This is a genomic window from Lacisediminimonas sp. (assembly GCF_030645335.1).
Taxonomy (GTDB): domain Bacteria; phylum Pseudomonadota; class Gammaproteobacteria; order Burkholderiales; family Burkholderiaceae_D; genus Lacisediminimonas.
Map to the genome: position 1 here is coordinate 1 of NZ_JAUSNH010000228.1, position 16,313 is coordinate 16,313.

16 protein-coding genes and 1 pseudogene are annotated in these 16,313 nt (G+C 60.4%); 4 read left to right on the forward strand and 13 right to left on the reverse strand.

What is annotated here, in order from left to right:
* From Q7T64_RS15495 to minC, 4 genes and pseudogenes are all read right to left on the reverse strand, one after another.
* Nucleotides 1-274: pseudogene (locus Q7T64_RS15495) on the reverse strand (DUF429 domain-containing protein); the annotation flags it as partial.
* A gap of 128 nt (nucleotides 275-402) precedes the next feature.
* Complete coding sequence (gene minE, locus Q7T64_RS15500) at nucleotides 403-672, reverse strand: cell division topological specificity factor MinE (RefSeq protein ID WP_304797555.1); 270 nt, start codon at nucleotides 670-672, stop codon at nucleotides 403-405.
* A complete protein-coding gene (gene minD / locus Q7T64_RS15505; protein WP_304797557.1) occupies nucleotides 672-1,487 on the reverse strand; it encodes a septum site-determining protein MinD in 816 nt (271 codons plus the stop codon). Before minD ends, minE begins: the two co-directional genes overlap by 1 nt.
* 80 nt (nucleotides 1,488-1,567) lie before the next feature.
* Nucleotides 1,568-2,347, reverse strand: coding sequence for a septum site-determining protein MinC (minC, locus tag Q7T64_RS15510; protein ID WP_304797559.1), 780 nt, complete (start codon nucleotides 2,345-2,347; stop codon nucleotides 1,568-1,570).
* A gap of 160 nt (nucleotides 2,348-2,507) precedes the next feature.
* On the opposite strand from minC, the gene Q7T64_RS15515 reads away from it, so the two are divergent.
* Nucleotides 2,508-4,373 (forward strand): hypothetical protein, encoded by a 1,866-nt coding sequence (locus tag Q7T64_RS15515; RefSeq protein ID WP_304797561.1) that lies wholly within the window; start codon nucleotides 2,508-2,510, stop codon nucleotides 4,371-4,373.
* A 176-nt stretch (nucleotides 4,374-4,549) separates the two neighbouring features.
* Here Q7T64_RS15515 and Q7T64_RS15520 read toward each other — a convergent pair whose 3' ends face one another.
* The 4 genes from Q7T64_RS15520 to Q7T64_RS15535 all read right to left on the reverse strand — a co-directional run bounded on the left by Q7T64_RS15520 (nucleotide 4,550) and on the right by Q7T64_RS15535 (nucleotide 8,645).
* Nucleotides 4,550-5,728 carry an acyl-CoA dehydrogenase gene (locus Q7T64_RS15520; RefSeq protein WP_304797563.1) on the reverse strand — a complete coding sequence of 393 codons (1,179 nt, stop codon included), beginning with the start codon at nucleotides 5,726-5,728 and terminating at the stop codon, nucleotides 4,550-4,552.
* A 95-nt stretch (nucleotides 5,729-5,823) separates the two neighbouring features.
* On the reverse strand, nucleotides 5,824-7,362 hold the full coding sequence (locus Q7T64_RS15525; protein WP_304797565.1) for a 3-hydroxyacyl-CoA dehydrogenase: 1,539 nt from the start codon (nucleotides 7,360-7,362) through the stop codon (nucleotides 5,824-5,826).
* 336 nt (nucleotides 7,363-7,698) lie between these two features.
* A complete protein-coding gene (locus tag Q7T64_RS15530) occupies nucleotides 7,699-8,010 on the reverse strand; it encodes an Hpt domain-containing protein (RefSeq protein WP_304797568.1) in 312 nt (103 codons plus the stop codon).
* Nucleotides 8,011-8,072: 62 nt separating this feature from the next.
* Nucleotides 8,073-8,645 carry a hypothetical protein gene (locus Q7T64_RS15535; protein ID WP_304797570.1) on the reverse strand — a complete coding sequence of 191 codons (573 nt, stop codon included), beginning with the start codon at nucleotides 8,643-8,645 and terminating at the stop codon, nucleotides 8,073-8,075.
* Between the two features lie 398 nt (nucleotides 8,646-9,043).
* Between Q7T64_RS15535 and Q7T64_RS15540 the strand changes: the two genes are divergently transcribed.
* Complete coding sequence (locus Q7T64_RS15540) at nucleotides 9,044-10,042, forward strand: fumarylacetoacetate hydrolase family protein (protein ID WP_304797572.1); 999 nt, start codon at nucleotides 9,044-9,046, stop codon at nucleotides 10,040-10,042.
* Nucleotides 10,043-10,143: 101 nt separating this feature from the next.
* Nucleotides 10,144-11,313 (forward strand): ABC transporter substrate-binding protein, encoded by a 1,170-nt coding sequence (locus tag Q7T64_RS15545; RefSeq protein ID WP_304797574.1) that lies wholly within the window; start codon nucleotides 10,144-10,146, stop codon nucleotides 11,311-11,313.
* An 83-nt stretch (nucleotides 11,314-11,396) separates the two neighbouring features.
* Here the strand turns inward: Q7T64_RS15545 and Q7T64_RS15550 are convergent, their stop codons facing one another.
* Together Q7T64_RS15550 and Q7T64_RS15555 are read right to left on the reverse strand one after the other, a co-directional pair.
* Nucleotides 11,397-12,698: a malonyl-CoA decarboxylase gene (locus Q7T64_RS15550; RefSeq protein WP_304797576.1), complete on the reverse strand. Its 1,302-nt coding sequence runs from the start codon at nucleotides 12,696-12,698 to the stop codon at nucleotides 11,397-11,399.
* A gap of 104 nt (nucleotides 12,699-12,802) precedes the next feature.
* Nucleotides 12,803-13,309, reverse strand: coding sequence for an acyloxyacyl hydrolase (locus Q7T64_RS15555; protein ID WP_304797578.1), 507 nt, complete (start codon nucleotides 13,307-13,309; stop codon nucleotides 12,803-12,805).
* A gap of 245 nt (nucleotides 13,310-13,554) precedes the next feature.
* Here Q7T64_RS15555 and Q7T64_RS15560 point away from each other — a divergent pair, with 245 nt between their 5' ends.
* Nucleotides 13,555-14,544, forward strand: coding sequence for a tripartite tricarboxylate transporter substrate binding protein (locus Q7T64_RS15560; RefSeq protein ID WP_304797580.1), 990 nt, complete (start codon nucleotides 13,555-13,557; stop codon nucleotides 14,542-14,544).
* Nucleotides 14,545-14,642: 98 nt separating this feature from the next.
* Here the strand turns inward: Q7T64_RS15560 and Q7T64_RS15565 are convergent, their stop codons facing one another.
* The 3 genes from Q7T64_RS15565 to Q7T64_RS15575 are packed head-to-tail and all read right to left on the reverse strand — an operon-like array spanning nucleotide 14,643 to nucleotide 16,144.
* Nucleotides 14,643-15,311: a GntR family transcriptional regulator gene (locus Q7T64_RS15565; RefSeq protein ID WP_304797581.1), complete on the reverse strand. Its 669-nt coding sequence runs from the start codon at nucleotides 15,309-15,311 to the stop codon at nucleotides 14,643-14,645.
* Nucleotides 15,312-15,323: 12 nt separating this feature from the next.
* Complete coding sequence (locus Q7T64_RS15570) at nucleotides 15,324-15,632, reverse strand: non-heme iron oxygenase ferredoxin subunit (protein WP_304797583.1); 309 nt, start codon at nucleotides 15,630-15,632, stop codon at nucleotides 15,324-15,326.
* Between the two features lie 8 nt (nucleotides 15,633-15,640).
* Complete coding sequence (locus Q7T64_RS15575; RefSeq protein ID WP_304797585.1) at nucleotides 15,641-16,144, reverse strand: nuclear transport factor 2 family protein; 504 nt, start codon at nucleotides 16,142-16,144, stop codon at nucleotides 15,641-15,643.
* Nucleotides 16,145-16,313 lie beyond the last annotated feature (169 nt).

Consider the following 16,313-nt stretch of genomic DNA (forward strand, 5'->3'; position numbering starts at 1 on the left):
GTGTATGGCCGCGCAGGTGCTGGATCAGTGCCGTCCACTCCAGTGGCCAACCCAGGTGCAGAACCAGTTCGCGTGGCAGCGAAAATGGAAAATCAAACGCACCGAGCCAGGGGCCAGGCTGTTGCAACCAGAGATTGAAAGCAGGGAAGTCGTGCAGGCAGGCGAGATGGTCCAGAACCAGTTGGCCATCGCCATCGTTGATATGGCCGGTGGCGACTGTGATCGCCTTGCGACGGCTTGGCGCGGAAGTGAAGTCAACCCCAAACAGTTGCATAGGCCGTCAACTCCAGATCAATGATCCGCAACAGGATCAGCCGACGCAGGACCAGGTGATCCGCTTGGCCAGGACGCCAGCATCAGCAAGGGGCGGGGGCCTTGCCCGCACCCCTGCATTTTTCTGCCTCAGGCCCGCCGCTGCGCACCCGCATCCGGCAAGACCACATTCACGTCGAGCACTTCGAGGTTGCCCTGGCGATCCAGCGAGATCTTGATGTCATCCGGACTGACGTGCGTGTACTTCGAGATGACGGCAATGAGTTCCTTGTGCAGCGCCGGCAGGAAGTCAGGTCCGTCCTGGCCATTGCGCTCACGCGCGATGATGATCTGCAAACGCTCCTTGGCCGTGGCCGCCGATTTCGGCTTGCTGTTGAACAGGAATGAAAGCAAGGCCATTATTTGCCTCCAAAGATTCGCTGGAACAGGCCCGGCTTCTGGTAATCGGTAAAGCGCAACGGCTTGTCTTCGCCGAGGAATCGCGCCACCACATCCTTGTAGGCCTCAGCCACATCGCTGCCCTCCAGGTGGATGGCTGGCTGTCCCGAATTGGACGCATGCAGCACATTCTCCGACTCCGGAATGATGCCGATCAGCGGAATGCGCAGGATTTCCTGGACATCGGTGTACGACAGCATCTCGCCGGCGTCCACGCGCTTGGGGACATAGCGGGTCAGCAGCAGGTGCTCCTTGACCGGCTCCTCGCCATTTTGCGCGCGCCGCGATTTTGCCTGGATGATGCCCAGGATGCGGTCCGAATCGCGCACCGACGAGACTTCCGGATTGGTCACCACGATTGCTTCATCGGCAAAAGTCAGCGCCATCACGGCGCCATGCTCGATGCCGGCCGGCGAATCGCAGACGATATATTCGAAATCCATTGCAGCCAGGTCCTTCAGCACGCGCTCGACGCCTTCTTCGGACAGCGCATCCTTGTCGCGTGTCTGTGAAGCCGGCAGAACGAACAGCTTTTCGCAATGCTTGTCCTTGATCAGCGCCTGGTTCAGCGTGGCTTCGTTGTTGACCACGTTGATCAGGTCGTACACGACGCGCCGTTCGCAACCCATGATCAGGTCAAGATTGCGCAGGCCGACGTCGAAATCGATCACGACTGTCTTGTGGCCGCGCAGCGCCAGTCCCGAGGCGAAGCTCGCACTCGACGTGGTCTTGCCCACGCCGCCCTTGCCCGATGTTACGACAATGATTTTTGCCAAAACTGCACTCCCTTTTCTGAAATCAGGTGATGACGATAATGTCGATGGTGTCGATGGTCGGATACTGAATTTGCCGAGGATCAGCTGCGGCGTTCGCTGCTGATCGCCCGCGTTTCAAGCCGGTCGCCTGCAAGCCGGACTTCAGCCGGGCGGCGTGCGACCTCTTTGTGTTGGCCGTCTTCGAAGGTGCGGTAAATGCCGGCGATGGATACCAGTTCGGCTTCCATCGACAGCGTGAAGATGCGGGCATTGACGTCGCCGCTGGCGCCGGCCAGCGCGCGTCCGCGCAGTGGCGCGTAGACATGGATGCTGCCGTCGGCGATCAGCTCCGCGCCAGCGTTGACGACGGCGGTCACCACCAGGTCGGCGCCGCGTGCATAAATCCGTTGGCCGCCGCGCACCGGGGTGTCGATCATCATGCAGGCGCGCGCGGGCGTTTGCGCTGCAGCGCTCGTTGCAATCTCCGGTGCAGCGCTCGCTTCGTATTGGGCTTGCACAGCTTGGTGATCCGGTACGCTCGCGTCCGGCGCCGCCGGGCTGCGTGCACTGACCTCCTCCAGCGAAAGGCCGAGCTCGCGCAGGCTTGGCTGCAGTGCGACCGGCGCATTGCGGACGGCGACCGGGTTCAGGCCCCATTGGCGCAGCAGCGCCAGCAATCCCGGCCAGTCGATTGCATCGGCGTCGTCCAATGCCAATTCGACCACGGTCAGTTCATTGTCGAAATAATCTTGTTGTCCGCCGGTGATGTGGGACAGCGACTGGGATGCCAGCGTCAGGTCGGCCGACCTGACGATGAGTGTGACAGCGACGACAGACCCGATCTTTGCTTCGAGCGCATTGACTGCTTGTTTCTTGGACATGAGGCTTAAGGTGCTTTGTTCGGCGCGTGCCGGCCGGAGGCCAACGACAACGGACGAAGGATTATACCCGGGCAAGCATAGCGGCGGCATTCGACGAAGCTGCCGGCAGCGCGACACGTTTAAAAAAGCAAGGCGGACTCCGCATTGAATCTTGGCCCGATTGCCGCACGAAAATCTGAAATCAAAAGGCGATAAAAAAATGCTGAAGGGGCATGGAACTGCATCGAAGCGGCCGATACCCAGCGGCGGTTACGAAAACTGCGCGCTCATTGACCGGGAACTGAACAGTGTCGTGAGCACATTATTTTTTGGCTTACAAGGAATCGACATGTCCCAAGCAAATAAACACACACCAAAATCGAAAAATGCGCCGGCAAATCGGGCATTCAGTCCGATCACGACATCGACGGAAAAAACAGCATCAGGCACAAGCAGCGCGGAACACACGAAGTCCGAGCCGAAGCTAAAGAAAAGAAAAGATAAGCCGCAGGGAGAGTCTCCTTTGAAGGCGCGCAAGCCCGAGCGGGTACTGGGCAAGCGAGGCGTCGCACATCTTCAGGAGTTACAACACAAATTGATGACCCGGAAATCCGATCCGGATGTGTGGAAAAAATGGTGCGTGCTCAACCAGCCGTCCAAGCGGGTCCTTGCCGTCGCCACGACGATGTTGAAGTATTTCCCCAATGAAGTGCATACCATCGATGCGGAGCAGGCCAGGCGATTCCTTCGGGGGATGAGCGAGGATCGGATCGAGCCGCTTTCGGAAAACGAAGCGCATCAAGTGCTTGAAGCCATGGTTGCGAAGAGCACGATATTCCGATCTATTGCATCGATGCGCTGCGCGCAGAAGATATTCGATATTGTTATCGAGGAAGGTCGTGAACGATCGATCGAAAGCATGCATGCCAGGCTGACGGATTACGTTTTTGCGGAAAGCGCCACGCTTGCCCTGTCCATGGATACGGCCGATACCGAGCCGTTCCTGAGCACGCTGCTTGGTGTCGTATCGCGTTTCACACGGATACTCGATTCAGATTCCGGCGAGGTTCGCTCAACCAAGCAGGCGCAAATAGCGTTGGAGATGGAAGAATTGCAGGATGTACTATCGGGCCTCGGGCGGCTGAGCAAGCACTCCGAGCCGACGCTGAAAGGTCAAAAAACGCCAGAGGAAAGACAGAAAAAACGCAGACAGACCAGATCGATGGAGGCAAATTCTCCGACTGCCACCGAGTGGGCAAAGCTCGATCCCAAAAATAAAAAGCGGAAGTCGATGCAATTCGCTCTCCCGGAACCTGACAATCAGCAAGCTGATCGGATCAAGGCTCGCGAGTTGGTGCCAACACCTTCAAACCCGTCGGGCAAGGTGTCCAGACCTTCGCTGAGTTCGGACACAGATGCCCAGTCAATTTTTTCCGATGCCAGTCAGGCGATTGCGAAGTCGAATACTGGTACCAGTGCCCCGCTAGCGAACGTCACGTCGGGGAAGCTGCCGGCAACACTCTCCCCAAGGAGAATGCTCGCCGTTCCACCACCGGAGCCAAAAAAGCTCTCTGCTTCGCCGCGTGGCAATTCCAAAACGGAGAACGGGGAAAAGATTCAATCTTCATCGATCGGAAAAGTCTCGTCGTCAGCGACTCTTCGCGTCGATTCCCCGCTCAGTACTGCGCCTGCCAGCGTCCGGCAGCAGCGACAGGGCGTCGACGACTCAACACCGCAGGAAAATCTGCTTAAACGGTTGAATGAACCGCACGAGGCCAGCGATTTTGTCGATGCGTTTGGGCAGGCCGCGATTGGGGCTTTGCGCCAGGTCGTCGTCCAGCAAGACGACGGGAAGACGCCGAACTATGAAGTGAAAATCCGCAAGGCAAAGTTGGAGCCGCTGCAGAAAAAGGCGTTAAAAGACGCCTATACGAAATTGCGTGCAGATACTGATTTTCAACTTGGAGGGAAGGTTCACAGGGATCTGCTGGATGCGGTACGGGCGATTGGGCAAGACCTCAATCGCATGGAGAAAATTGAAACGTAATACGTAGCAAGTTCACATCGGCAGGCGACAGCAGCGAGTTGGCATGGGCTTTGTCTACTGCCTTTCGGCGGCACACAAGGCGAAGAACCTGTCTGTGCCAGCACAAAAAAGAGATGATGCACGTCCGGGATTGCGCGATCGTGAATCGCGCAATCCCATTTTGATCATTGACCCGGCTAGAACGCAGCAATCCCCGTCTGCTCACGCCCCAGGATCAGCGCATGGATGTCATGCGTACCCTCATAGGTATTGACCACTTCCAGGTTGACCATGTGGCGGATCACGCCGAACTCGTCGGAGATGCCATTGCCACCCAGCATGTCGCGCGCCACGCGGGCGATATCCAGCGCCTTGCCGCAGGAATTGCGCTTCATGATCGACGTGATCGACGGATGTGCTGTGCCCTCATCCTTCATTCGGCCCAGGCGCAGGCAGCCTTGCAGGCCGAGCGTGATCTCGGTTTGCATGTCGGCCAGTTTTTTCTGGATCAGCTGGTTAGCCGCCAGCGGCTTGCCGAACTGCTTGCGGTCCACCACATACTGCCGTGCAATATGCCAGCAGGATTCGGCTGCACCAAGCGCACCCCAGGCGATGCCGAAGCGCGCCGAGTTCAGGCAGGTGAAGGGGCCCTTGAGTCCGCGCACTTCAGGGAATGCATTTTCTTCCGGACAAAAAACTTCGTCCATGACGATTTCACCGGTGATCGACGCGCGCAGGCCGAACTTGCCGTGGATGGCCGGCGCCGACAGTCCCTTCATGCCTTTTTCCAGGATGAAGCCGCGGATCGCACCTTCATCGTCCTTGGCCCACACGACGAAGACATCGGCAATCGGTGAATTGGAAATCCACATCTTGCTACCCGTCAGTGCATAGCCGCCAGCGACTTTTTTGGCGCGTGTGATCATCGACGCCGGATCGGACCCATGGTTGGGCTCGGTCAGGCCGAAGCAGCCAATCCATTCACCGCTGGCCAGTTTTGGCAGGTACTTCTGGCGCTGCCCTTCGGTGCCGAATTCGTAGATGGGCACCATTACCAGCGACGACTGCACGCTCATCATCGAGCGGTAGCCGGAGTCAACCCGCTCCACCTCGCGCGCAATCAATCCGTAGCAGACATAGTTCAGTCCCGGTCCGCCGTACTGTTCCGGAATGGTTGGTCCCAGCAAGCCGAGTTCACCCATCTCGCGGAAAATCGCCGGATCGGTTTTTTCGTGGCGGAATGCTTCCAGCACGCGTGGCTGCAGCTTGTCCTGGCAATAGGCTGCCGCAGCGTCTTTTACCATCCGCTCGTCAGCGGTCAGTTGCTCGTCCAGCAGCAAGGGGTCTTCCCAGTGGAACTGCGCCTTCTGTGTCATGTTTTCTCCGGATCGGTGGATGTTTTTGCCTTTTGCGGCAGTGTTTTCAGTGTTTGAAATGGTTCGCTGCACAGTGTGCCTGCGTGCCGGTCCTGCTAGATTTCCTGCTTCAGCAGCGACAGCCCGAGCAATGCCCGGCGTTGCAGCCAGGCGCTCGCTCGGTAGCGGCCGTCACCGTTGGCGCGGTCCAGGTTGTTCAGGATCGTCAGCACGTTGGCGGCGCCCAATTGATCGCCCCAGCCCAGCGGCCCGTGCGGATAAGCCAGGCCCAGCTTGACCGCATTATCGATATCCTGCGGCTCGGCGATGCCCTGTTGCGCAATCTCGCAGCCGACATTGACGATATGCGCGACCACGCGCTGGCAGACCAGGCCCGTGCTGTCGCGAATCACGCTGACTGCGCCACCGCCGACGCCAAACAGGCCGCGCGCCATTTCACGCGATTGCTCGCTGGTGGCCGGGGTCGTCATCACCACGCGGCGACGGCTCATGTCGAACAGGCCGTCCACACCGACCGTGCGCACGGCGTCCAGCCCTTCACGCGCGCAGCACTCGGTGGCATCGTCACCCAATGGCGTCACGATGCACAGCGCATCGGCGCTCGGGCGCTCGCTGTCTTCCAGCGGCACGCCGGCGGCAAGGATCAGCGCGGCCACGCGTTCTGCCAGTTCCGGGCGCGAACGCGACAGCCAGACCGACGATGGCAGCAGCTCCGAAGGCGGCGCTTCCGGCGGGCTGACTTTCTTGTTGTCCTCGTAGCGATAAAAGCCCTGTCCAGTCTTGCGGCCGAACATGCCGGCATTGAACATTGCGCGCGTCAGTGGCTGCGGGCGGTAGCGCGGCTCTTCGTAATATTGGTGATAGATCGATTCCATCACCGGGTGCGAGACATCGACGCCAGTCATGTCCATCAGCTCGCAAGGGCCAAGCCGGAAGCCGGCGCACTCGCGCAGGATCACATCCATCGTCGCCACATCGGTGACATTCGCATACAGCACGCGCATGCCTTCGGTGGTAAAGCCGCGCCCGGCATGATTGACGATGAAGCCCGGCGTATCCTTGGCGCGCACTGCCGTGTGGCCAAAGTGGCGGCCCAGCGCGAGCAGGTAATCGACCACGGCAGGATCGGTGCGCAGGCCGCCGATCACTTCCACCAGCTTCATCACCGGTACCGGATTGAAGAAGTGGAAGCCGCCAATGCGCTCTGGCCGCGACACGGCGGCGGCGATCGACGTCACCTGCAGCGAGGAGGTATTGCTGGTCAGGATGCAATCCGGGCCGGTGATCTGTTCAAGCCGCGCGAACAGCTCCCTTTTGACCGCCAGGTCTTCGACCACCGCTTCCACCACCACATGGCAGCCGGCGAATTCTTCCAGTTGCTCGCACACATGGATGCGCCCGGCCGCGCCGTCTGCGCGGTCCTGGTCCAGCCGGCCTTTTTCCAGCAGCATGGTGAAGGTGTCGAGCAAGCCTTTGCGCGCTGCTGCCGCAGCACCGGCGCGGGCGTCGAACATCCGTACCTGGGCGCCGGCCAGCGCGGCGATCTGGACAATGCCGCGCCCCATTACGCCGCAGCCAACCACGCCAATCACCAGGTCCGGAGAAGTTACTGCAGGAAGCGATGTCAATTGCATTGGTTGCATTGGTAAATGAACTCCTGAGATTTGTCGGGCAATGTCGCACCGTATGCAGGCTCGCGCCGGTAACTGAGGTGGCGGCGGCTGGCAGGGAGCGAAGGGAAAATTGCGCGGGAGCCGTATTATTACCCAGACAGCACCGAGGTGGAACCTTTGTCCGGCTATCGATCGGGTGTTGATTGGTCAGCGAGAAGGCGCCGGGGCAAACGGACATCCATCCTGCGCCGGCATGAAAAATCGCTGCGGACCGGCTCCACGCCAAGGCTGTCGCTACCGGGCCAGGGCCAGATCCAGTCCCGGGCAGCGCCTGCTGCGCTGGCGGGGAACCGGGTACTAGTCCAGTTCGAGTGCCTCCAGCCGCTCATCGAATGCATCGCAGGCGCGTGTGATTGCCGTCAGCCGCTGCTGCCAGTCTGCCGGAACTTGCTTCTGGCTCGCGCAGGCAGTCTCGAGCGAGCGGCACAGCAGCGCGACCTCGCTGGCGCCGAGCGAGGCGCTGGAGCCCGCCAGCCGATGTGCCGATACCGCCAGAATGTCGTGCGCGCCCATCAGCGCGCCATCTTCCATTGCAGCGATGCGGCCAGGAAGCGATGCCCGGTATTGACGGACGATTTCGGCAAACCGCGGACCCAGACTCGTCAACATATCAAGTAGCCGGTCAGTTTCCTGTTGCCGAGGGTGCCAGTGCTTGCTCGCTGATCCATGTATCAAGTGCGCCCCTTTTTTGTAGACGAAATGTCAATTTGATCATAACGTCTAAAGGCTGGCTGCGGAATCGCCTCGGCCGACAAAATTGCTTCCTTTCCATAAAATCGCCAACACTTTTGCAGCAGATCAAGAATGTCGGGATTATTACCGGGGGATTGGTGAACCCAGATCGGCAAAGTGTGATCCAGTTGCCCCAGCCGTCGGCTACGGACATTGAAAGCGTGCAGCGGCAGTTGTTGCGCCTGGTAACGCGCAAGCTCCTGGCCATGCTGCGGGTCGGCAGGAAAAAACAGCCATTCGTCGATGAAGATCGACTGCAGTCGGTCCAGTTCGTGATTGATCGGTTCGGGTATCGGACAGCGGATATCTTGTCCAAGCGGGGGCATCAGGCGATGCCAGTCCCCATAGACGTCGTCCTCGATACTGCGAAACAAGGATGTGGCGTGGTCCGCATAGAAATTTTCGATCATGAAAAAAGCCGCGCTGTAGCGGGAGCGCCGCGCTTGCGCGTACCAGCCGAACACATCCGAGCGATGCTCTATATAGAGCAGCGCGGAGATTGCCGCAGGCATCGATACCGGAAGCGAATGGACCGGGTGCGGCGTGTACAGGATGATGTGTTTTGCTTGCATGCGGAATATTTCGCAATGCCAAATGAACCCAACGAAAGACGGCAAGTGGCCCGGAGAAGGTCAACGCAGCCAATTCAGCGCACTCCAGTTCAGCGGGGTAATCACAAAGTAGACCGTTTATCGGCGGTGTCGTTCATCGGCCGCCTGCCGCCAGTGGTCTGCTACCGGGAATAGCGGCCAGGCTTGGACGCCACCGGCCTGTCCCCGGGCTTGATTTGGTGCTGCGCCAGCGGCCGCACAGCGTGCCGCCTGGCCTGGCTGGTCCAGTGGGCGCATGCAATTTGGCAGATTGTGCGGACGGGTCGTTATAATTGCGCGAATCCATTCTGGTGCACACCATGAAACTCGCCACATTGAAAGACGGTACCCGCGACGGACAGCTCGCTATTGTTTCGCACGACCTGAAGCAAATGGTCGTCGCCGACGGCATTGCCACCACCTTGCAGCATGCGCTTGACGACTGGAACTTCATCAATGCGCAGTTGCAGCAACTGTCTGAAGACCTGAACGCCGGCCGCGCCTTGCGCGCTGCCGATTTCGACCCCGCCCGTTGCATGGCACCGCTGCCGCGCGCATTCCAGTGGGCCGACGGTTCGTCCTACGTCAATCATGTCGAACTGGTGCGGCGCGCGCGCAACGCCGAGATGCCCGAATCGTTCTGGCACGATCCGCTGATGTACCAGGGCGGATCCGACGACTTCATCGGTCCGACCGACGATATCGAATGTCTTTCCGAAGAATGGGGAATCGATTTCGAAGCTGAAGTCGCGGTGATTACCGGCGACGTCGGCATGGGCAGCAGCGTGGACGCTGCCGCCGCCGAGATTCGCCTGCTGATGCTGGTCAACGACGTCTCGCTGCGCAACCTCATACCGGCCGAGCTGGCCAAGGGATTCGGCTTCCTGCAATCCAAGCCGGCAACCAGCTTTTCGCCAGTGGCGGTAACGCCCGATGAACTGGGCAGTGCGTGGCAGGGCGGCCGTGTCAAGCTGCCCTTGCGCGCGACCTGGAACGGCGTGCTGGTGGGGCAGCCTGATGCGGGCGCCGATATGGTGTTTAACTTTCCGCAACTGATTGCCCACCTGGCCAAGACCCGTAACGTGCGCGCCGGCTCCGTGATCGGCTCCGGCACGGTCTCCAACAAGGACGCTGCGCGGGGCTATACGTGCATTGCTGAAAAGCGGGCGCTTGAAATGATCGCCAATGGCCAGGCCAGCACCCCGTTCATGAAGTTCGGCGACACCATCCGCATCGAGATGCTGGATGCGAACGGCAAGTCGATCTGGGGCGCCATCAACCAGAAAGTCGTCCAGAAGCCCGACAAAAAGCATCGCTGAGCCTCCGGCCAGCGCTTCCCTTGCACCGCGGCGGCCACGGCAACTGCGGTATCCAATTCCCCGATCCGATCCGATCCACTTTCCCATTCACCAGGACCATCATGCTACCGACCCCATTGAGCCGCCTTGCCGGCCTGTCCCTTGCCTGCCTCGCCCTTGCTGCTGCTGCGCCTGCGGCGGCCCAGATCAAGATCGGCATCAACATCTCGACCACCGGCCCGGCGGCGGCAATCGGCGTTTCCACCAAGAACGCCGTATTGTTGTGGCCCAAGGAAATCGGCGGCCAGAAAGTCGAATACATCCTGCTTGACGATGCCTCCGATGTCAGCAATGCGGTACGCAATGCGCGCAAGCTGACCTCTGATGAGCGGGTCGACGTGCTGGTCGGCCCCAACACGACCCCCAATGCGCTGGCCATGCTCGACGTGATCGCCGAGGCGCAGACGCCGATGGTGACGCTGGCCGCCTCGGCTTCCATCGTTGAGCCGGTGGAAGGCAAGCGGGTCTGGGCTTTCAAGATGCCGCAGAACGACACCCACATGTCGACCATCCTGACCCAATCGATGGCCGATGCCGGCGTCAAGACGATTGGCTTCATTGGCTTTGCCGATGCCTACGGTGAAGGCTGGTGGCGCGAATTTTCCAAACTGGCCGAACTGCGCAAGCTGCGCATCGTCGCCAGCGAGCGCTATGCCCGTACCGACACTTCCGTGACCGGCCAGATACTGAAGATCATGTCCGCCAAGCCGGATGCGGTGCTGATTGCTGCCTCCGCCACGCCGGCCGTACTGCCGCAAAAGACACTGGTCGAGCGCGGGTACAAGGGCATGATCTACCAGACCCATGGTATCGGCACGCTCGACTTCCTGCGGGTTGGCGGCAAGGATGTGGAAGGCACACTGTTCCCGACTGGCCCGGCAGTGGTCGCCAAGGGTTTGCCGGACAGCAATCCGGTGAAAAAAGTCGCGCTGGAATTTACCCGCAAGTATGAAGCCGCCTATGGCGTGGGCACCACCACCCAGTTCGCCGGTGACGCCTGGGGTGCTTACATGCTGATCGCCAATGCCGTACCGAAGGCGCTGAAAGTGGCCAAGCCGGGCACCAAAGAATTCCGCGCCGCGCTGCGCAGTGCGCTGGAAAGTACCACCAACCTGACTGTGCCCCAGGGCGTGATCAACATGAGTGCGAAGGACCACGTCGGGCTGGACCAGCGTTCGCGCGTGATGGGACGCATCCAGGGCAACAAGTTCACCTACGCATCCGGCGGCTGAAGCAGCCCGCACCGGTAATGTGCTCAACGCAGCCAGGCTGCGTTGAGTTCGGATCGGATCAGATCCGATCCGATCCGCGTGGTTCAGCCCGGCTTGGCCTCATGCATGCGGCGCAGCCGGGTTGACAGCGCCACCTCGCCATCGTACGCATATCGTTCATGATTGCTCTCGATGCGGTCAAGGTCATACAGGTAATTGACCATGAAGCCGCCGGCTTCCTTGATTCCCTTGGCCGAGGTATCGCCCATCCAGTTCACCTGTTCCAGCCGCGCGCCGTTGCCCAGGTGAAAACGGGCGACTGCGTCGAGCGGCTTGTCCTGCTTGTCCTTGCTGTCCACCAGGTAGCTCAGCAGCGCGCGCTTCATGACCGGTTCCAGCGCCTTGATGCTGGCGGCATCGCGCTCCCAGTCCGGCTGATCCAGCAGATTGAGCAGCTCGCGTTGCCCCTTGCCCAGCAGCGGCGACGTGGATTGGCGCGTGGCCTTCAACCAGGACATGAATCCGGGCACTGGCGACAAGGTGACGAAGGTCTTGATCCGCGGTAGTTCGCGCTGCAATTCCTCGACCACTTGCTTGATCAGGAAGTTGCCAAACGAAACGCCGCGCAAGCCCTTCTGGCAATTCGAAATCGAATAGAACACTGCGGTCGTGGCTTTTTCCGGGTCCAGCGCGCGGCGCGCCGGCGCCAGCAATGCCGAGATGTCGTCCGGTATCTCGGTGGTCAAGGCCACTTCGACGAAGATCAGCGGATCGTCCGGCAGGGTCGGATGGAAAAATGCAAAACAGCGGCGGTCGCGCGGCAGCAGCCGCAGCCGCAGGTCGTCCCAGCTGTCGATGGCGTGCACCGCCTCGTAGGCGATGATCTTTTCGAGTATGTCAGCCGGGGTGGACCAGTCGATGCGGCGCAGGTTCAGGAAGCCGCGGTTGAACCAGGACGAATACAGATGCGTGAAGTCGGCATCGAGCAGCGCCAGTTCCGGCAGTGCCTTCAATCGCTGCAGCACATCCTCGCGCATTTTCATCAGGTGCGGCATGGCGCCCGGCGCCAGGTTCATGCGGCGGATCAGCTCCTGCCGGCGCGACTCCGCCGCGCCGTGCAGCGCCTGCGCAGTTTGCGGTCCCGGTTTTTTTGCATAGGCATCGATGCTGCGCGCAAGCAGCGCCGGATCGGGGCCGAAGTCACGCGCCAGCCGCAGCAGGAAATCGATGCGGACCTCATCGCTGGCGCGCACATACGCATCGAGCAGCTGGCTCGCCATCGCTACGCCGGACGCTTCGCCGCGTCCGGAGAGCAGCGCTTGCGCCAATTCCGACAAGGTGTCGGCAGTCGCCGTCTTGCGGGCGCCGAACGCGCGCAGGAAATCGCTGAAAATTTTTGGCTTCACCCGTGGCTCTCCGGTCAGATCCGCGCGTTCCAGCCGGCTTGCATATTGCATGCCGACTGGAACAGGGTTACTACTTTACGCCGGATTGGTGTGGCCGGGTGTGATCAGAATCGGTAAGCCGCACGAACGACCGCAAGGTTGATGCCCGTGTTGGGCTGCTTGAACCCGCCATTGGAAAAATGCTGGATGCGCAGGCCAAGGTCAATCTTGTTGGAGAAGCGGTAGCCGGCGCCGAGCAGGGTGCCGAACTGGTAATGGGTCGACAACTGGCTGCCGTTGTTATTGTAGAGATCTGAAAAATAATGCAGGCCCAGTCCGGCCTCGCCATACGGGCCAGTCGCCTCCAGGCCTTGCCAGCGCAGTACCGGCGTCACGCCAAGGGTGAAGAAAGTCTGGTTGCGGTCGGGAATGTTGTTGAAGCGCGTTCCCTTCCAGTGCGACGCATTCACGTCCCAATGGCCGACCAACTGGCTCTGGCCGGACTGCCACAGCGGTTTATTCCAGTTCCACTGCGCGCTGACACGGGCCACGCCCGTCTTGTTGCCAACACCGTATTCGAGTGCGACCGAGTCGACGGCAAAGGCGGCGGATGCGACCAGGGTGAATGCCATGGCGACGGTGGCTTTGAGGCAGGAAGCGGTCATTCTGGGGTTGTCCTTGAATTCATTAAAAAAGTGACAAGAAGGTCGCACTGCAATTGCGCCTGTGCGTTCCCACAAGTGTAATCTTTCCCATTGATGAAAAGCAATTTGCACCAAAATTGGATAAACTTGCGTTCGTTCTCGCTGGAACGGGAATTGCTCAATAAAAACAAGTGTTGTTGAAGACACACCCACCTTTAATCGGAGATGATCGAATGCTTTACTGTTTCAAGAAAGTTACCGGCACCGTTGCCCTGGCTGCGGCGGTATTCGCCGCCAGTCCCTTCGCGGCGCAGGCCCAGTCTGCCGCGACTTACCCGGACAAGCCGGTCAAGATCGTTGCGCCGTTTCCTCCGGGTGGTGCAGTGGACATGATTGCACGTGGTATCGGCACCCGCCTGAGCACGCAGCTCAACCAGACTTTCGTGGTTGAAAACCGTCCGGGCGCAGCCGGTATCATCGGCGCACAGGCCGTGATGCGCTCAGCCCCGGATGGCCTGACGATGCTGCTTGGCTCCACCACCACGCACGGCATCAACCCGACGCTGTACAAGACCAAGCCCTACGACGCAATCACGGACTTCGAGCCGATCTCGCTGATCGCGACGATTCCGCACGTGCTGATCGTCCATCCGTCCAATCCGGCCAATAACCTGGAAGAGTTCATTCGCTATGCCAAGGGCAAGCCAGGACTGGCATTCGGTTCGGCCGGCATCGGTTCGCCGCATCACCTGGCTGGTGAGTTGCTCAAGACGCGCGCCGGCCTGGATGTGATCCATGCACCATTCAAGGGATCGGGTGGCGCGATGCTGGCGCTGATGGGTGACCAGATCGGCTTCATGTCGATTGAATACACTGCGGCCGCGACCAACATCAAGGCAGGCAAGCTCAAGGCGATTGCCGTGGCAGCCGACAAGCGCATTGCCGGGCTGGACACACCGACCTATGCAGAGCAAGGCATGAAGGGCTTTGAAGTCACCGCATGGTATGCCTTCTTCGCGCCGGCCAAGACACCGCAGCCGATTCTCGACAAGCTGGCAAAAGAGATGAATGTCGCAGTCAACAACCCGCAGTTCCGCGAGTCGCTGACCTCATTGGGCGCAACGCCGATCGGCAGCACCTCGCCGCAACTGGGCGCCTTCGTGAAGAAGGAAGTCGAGCAGTGGGCCCGGGTCATCAAGTCCTCGGGCGCGACGGCTGAGTAAATGATTCACGCAAAATGAAAAACGCCGACCTGCGGGTCGGCGTTTTTTTTGGGCGGCGGGTCTGGACGGACTGTTTGCGGCGCCCCGGCCATCCCGCTTCAGGTTTTTTGTTCCCGCAACCCGCGCAAGATCACTTCACTCACCGCAGCAAAATGCTCTTCGGCCATCCGTCGCGCCGCCACGCCCTGGCCGTGGCGCAGGCAGTCGATGATCTGGCCGTGCTGGTGCGGCGCATCCTGCAGCAATTCGGCCCGTATTCCCGAGCGCACGCGCGCCCATTCGAGGTGGCGGGTCAGAGTCTGGTGGAAGTCCGACAGGGTCTGGTTGCCGGCGGCGTCCACCAGTCGGCGGTGAAACGCCTGGTTGGTCCGGTGATAGCCGGCCAGGTCCTGGGTGGCGAAGCACTGCTCCAGTTGCGCTTGCAGCGCCAGCAGGTCGCGCATGTCGGCGTCGGTGGCGCGCTCGCAAGCCAGTTCTGCCGCCAGCCCTTCCAGGTTGCGCAGTACGATCAGCTTGTCGCTGGTGGCGGCGATGGTCGGCTCAGTGACGATCGCCATCCGGTTCGGCGCCAGACTCAGGAAGCCTTCGGACTCCAGCACCAGCAAGGCTTCGCGCACGGGGATATGCGACACCCCGAATTTGGCCGACAGCACATTGGCCGGCAGCGTCGCCCCCGGCGCCCAGACGCCGGTGACGATTTCCTCACGCAGGCGCTCGACGATTTGCGGCGCAATCTTGGTGCGTACGATGCTGGCAGGAGACTGCATTGCCGGCATCAATCAGTCGCAATCGACAAATACGTCCCCGTCCTCGATCTTGATCGGATAGATTTTCAGGTCATCGCAAGTCGGCCCCGACTGCCGCTCGCCGGTCGGGATGTGGAACAGTGCCTGGTGCAGCGGGCACTCGATGCAATCGTTGTCGATATACCCGTCCGACAGCAGCGCAAACTGATGGGTGCACACATTGCTGGTGCCGTACACCTGCCCATTGACTTTGTACAAGGCGATCAGGGTCTCGCCGACGGCCACGGCCGAGGGGATATCCGTTTCGATCTGATCTTCGCGGGCGACTTTATGCCAGGCCATGCAAACTCCTAAAGTGGTATTACCAAAAGTGCGTCGACGCGACTGGCGTCGGTGACCACGACTTTTTCGGAAAACAGCAGTTTGCCATCTTCTTCGCAGATGCGGTCCAGATAAATGCCGGTGCTGAACAGCTCCTGGCCGCCGTCATGCATGATGCGCGCGACGATATAACTGGTGCGCGCTTCGATCAGGCCGTCGGCAGCGCGGACAATCGTGCTGCGCCCGGTCACATGGCGGTAGGTATGCGGTTCGAAGATGTTCGCCTTGTACATCGACACGATGCGGTCGCGCAGCATCGCCCGGCTGTCGCAAAATACCAGGCCGAACGGCCGGCCGCGCTGATGGTTCTCTTTCGAGACGATCCGGTAGCTGCCGCGCTCGGTAAAGAAATCCGGCAGCTCGCGATAACGTTCATCGTCGATCGTGTTGACGTAATCTGTCTGCAGGCGTTCAACGCGCTCCAGCAAGCCGGCGTCCTGCGCCGGGGCGGCGGGTTTGGTCATATCGTTCATGGTCGGTTTTCCTTGTTGCTCACAGGCCCATCACGCCGCGATAGGCTTGCCAGAAGCCGCGCACCGCTGCTTCGCTCACGCGCGATTGCTGGTCTTCCACCTCGCGTCCGCCCATTTCCAGCACTGCGCTCTTGTCGGTATCGCGCCTGACGGCGCGCTGCACCAGTTC

Excerpts from the sequence above, each read along its gene's own strand:
- minE (WP_304797555.1), bottom strand. The coding sequence starts at position 672 with ATGGCCTTGCTTTCATTCCTGTTCAACAGCAAGCCGAAATCGGCGGCC.
- minC (WP_304797559.1), bottom strand. The coding sequence starts at position 2,347 with ATGTCCAAGAAACAAGCAGTCAATGCGCTCGAAGCAAAGATCGGGTCT.
- Q7T64_RS15520 (WP_304797563.1), bottom strand. The coding sequence starts at position 5,728 with ATGACACAGAAGGCGCAGTTCCACTGGGAAGACCCCTTGCTGCTGGAC.
- Q7T64_RS15525 (WP_304797565.1), bottom strand. The coding sequence starts at position 7,362 with ATGCAATTGACATCGCTTCCTGCAGTAACTTCTCCGGACCTGGTGATT.
- Q7T64_RS15530 (WP_304797568.1), bottom strand. The coding sequence starts at position 8,010 with ATGTTGACGAGTCTGGGTCCGCGGTTTGCCGAAATCGTCCGTCAATAC.
- Q7T64_RS15535 (WP_304797570.1), bottom strand. The coding sequence starts at position 8,645 with ATGCCTGCGGCAATCTCCGCGCTGCTCTATATAGAGCATCGCTCGGAT.
- Q7T64_RS15540 (WP_304797572.1), top strand. The coding sequence starts at position 9,044 with ATGAAACTCGCCACATTGAAAGACGGTACCCGCGACGGACAGCTCGCT.
- Q7T64_RS15545 (WP_304797574.1), top strand. The coding sequence starts at position 10,144 with ATGCTACCGACCCCATTGAGCCGCCTTGCCGGCCTGTCCCTTGCCTGC.
- Q7T64_RS15555 (WP_304797578.1), bottom strand. The coding sequence starts at position 13,309 with ATGGCATTCACCCTGGTCGCATCCGCCGCCTTTGCCGTCGACTCGGTC.
- Q7T64_RS15560 (WP_304797580.1), top strand. The coding sequence starts at position 13,555 with ATGCTTTACTGTTTCAAGAAAGTTACCGGCACCGTTGCCCTGGCTGCG.
- Q7T64_RS15565 (WP_304797581.1), bottom strand. The coding sequence starts at position 15,311 with ATGCAGTCTCCTGCCAGCATCGTACGCACCAAGATTGCGCCGCAAATC.
- Q7T64_RS15570 (WP_304797583.1), bottom strand. The coding sequence starts at position 15,632 with ATGGCCTGGCATAAAGTCGCCCGCGAAGATCAGATCGAAACGGATATC.
- Q7T64_RS15575 (WP_304797585.1), bottom strand. The coding sequence starts at position 16,144 with ATGAACGATATGACCAAACCCGCCGCCCCGGCGCAGGACGCCGGCTTG.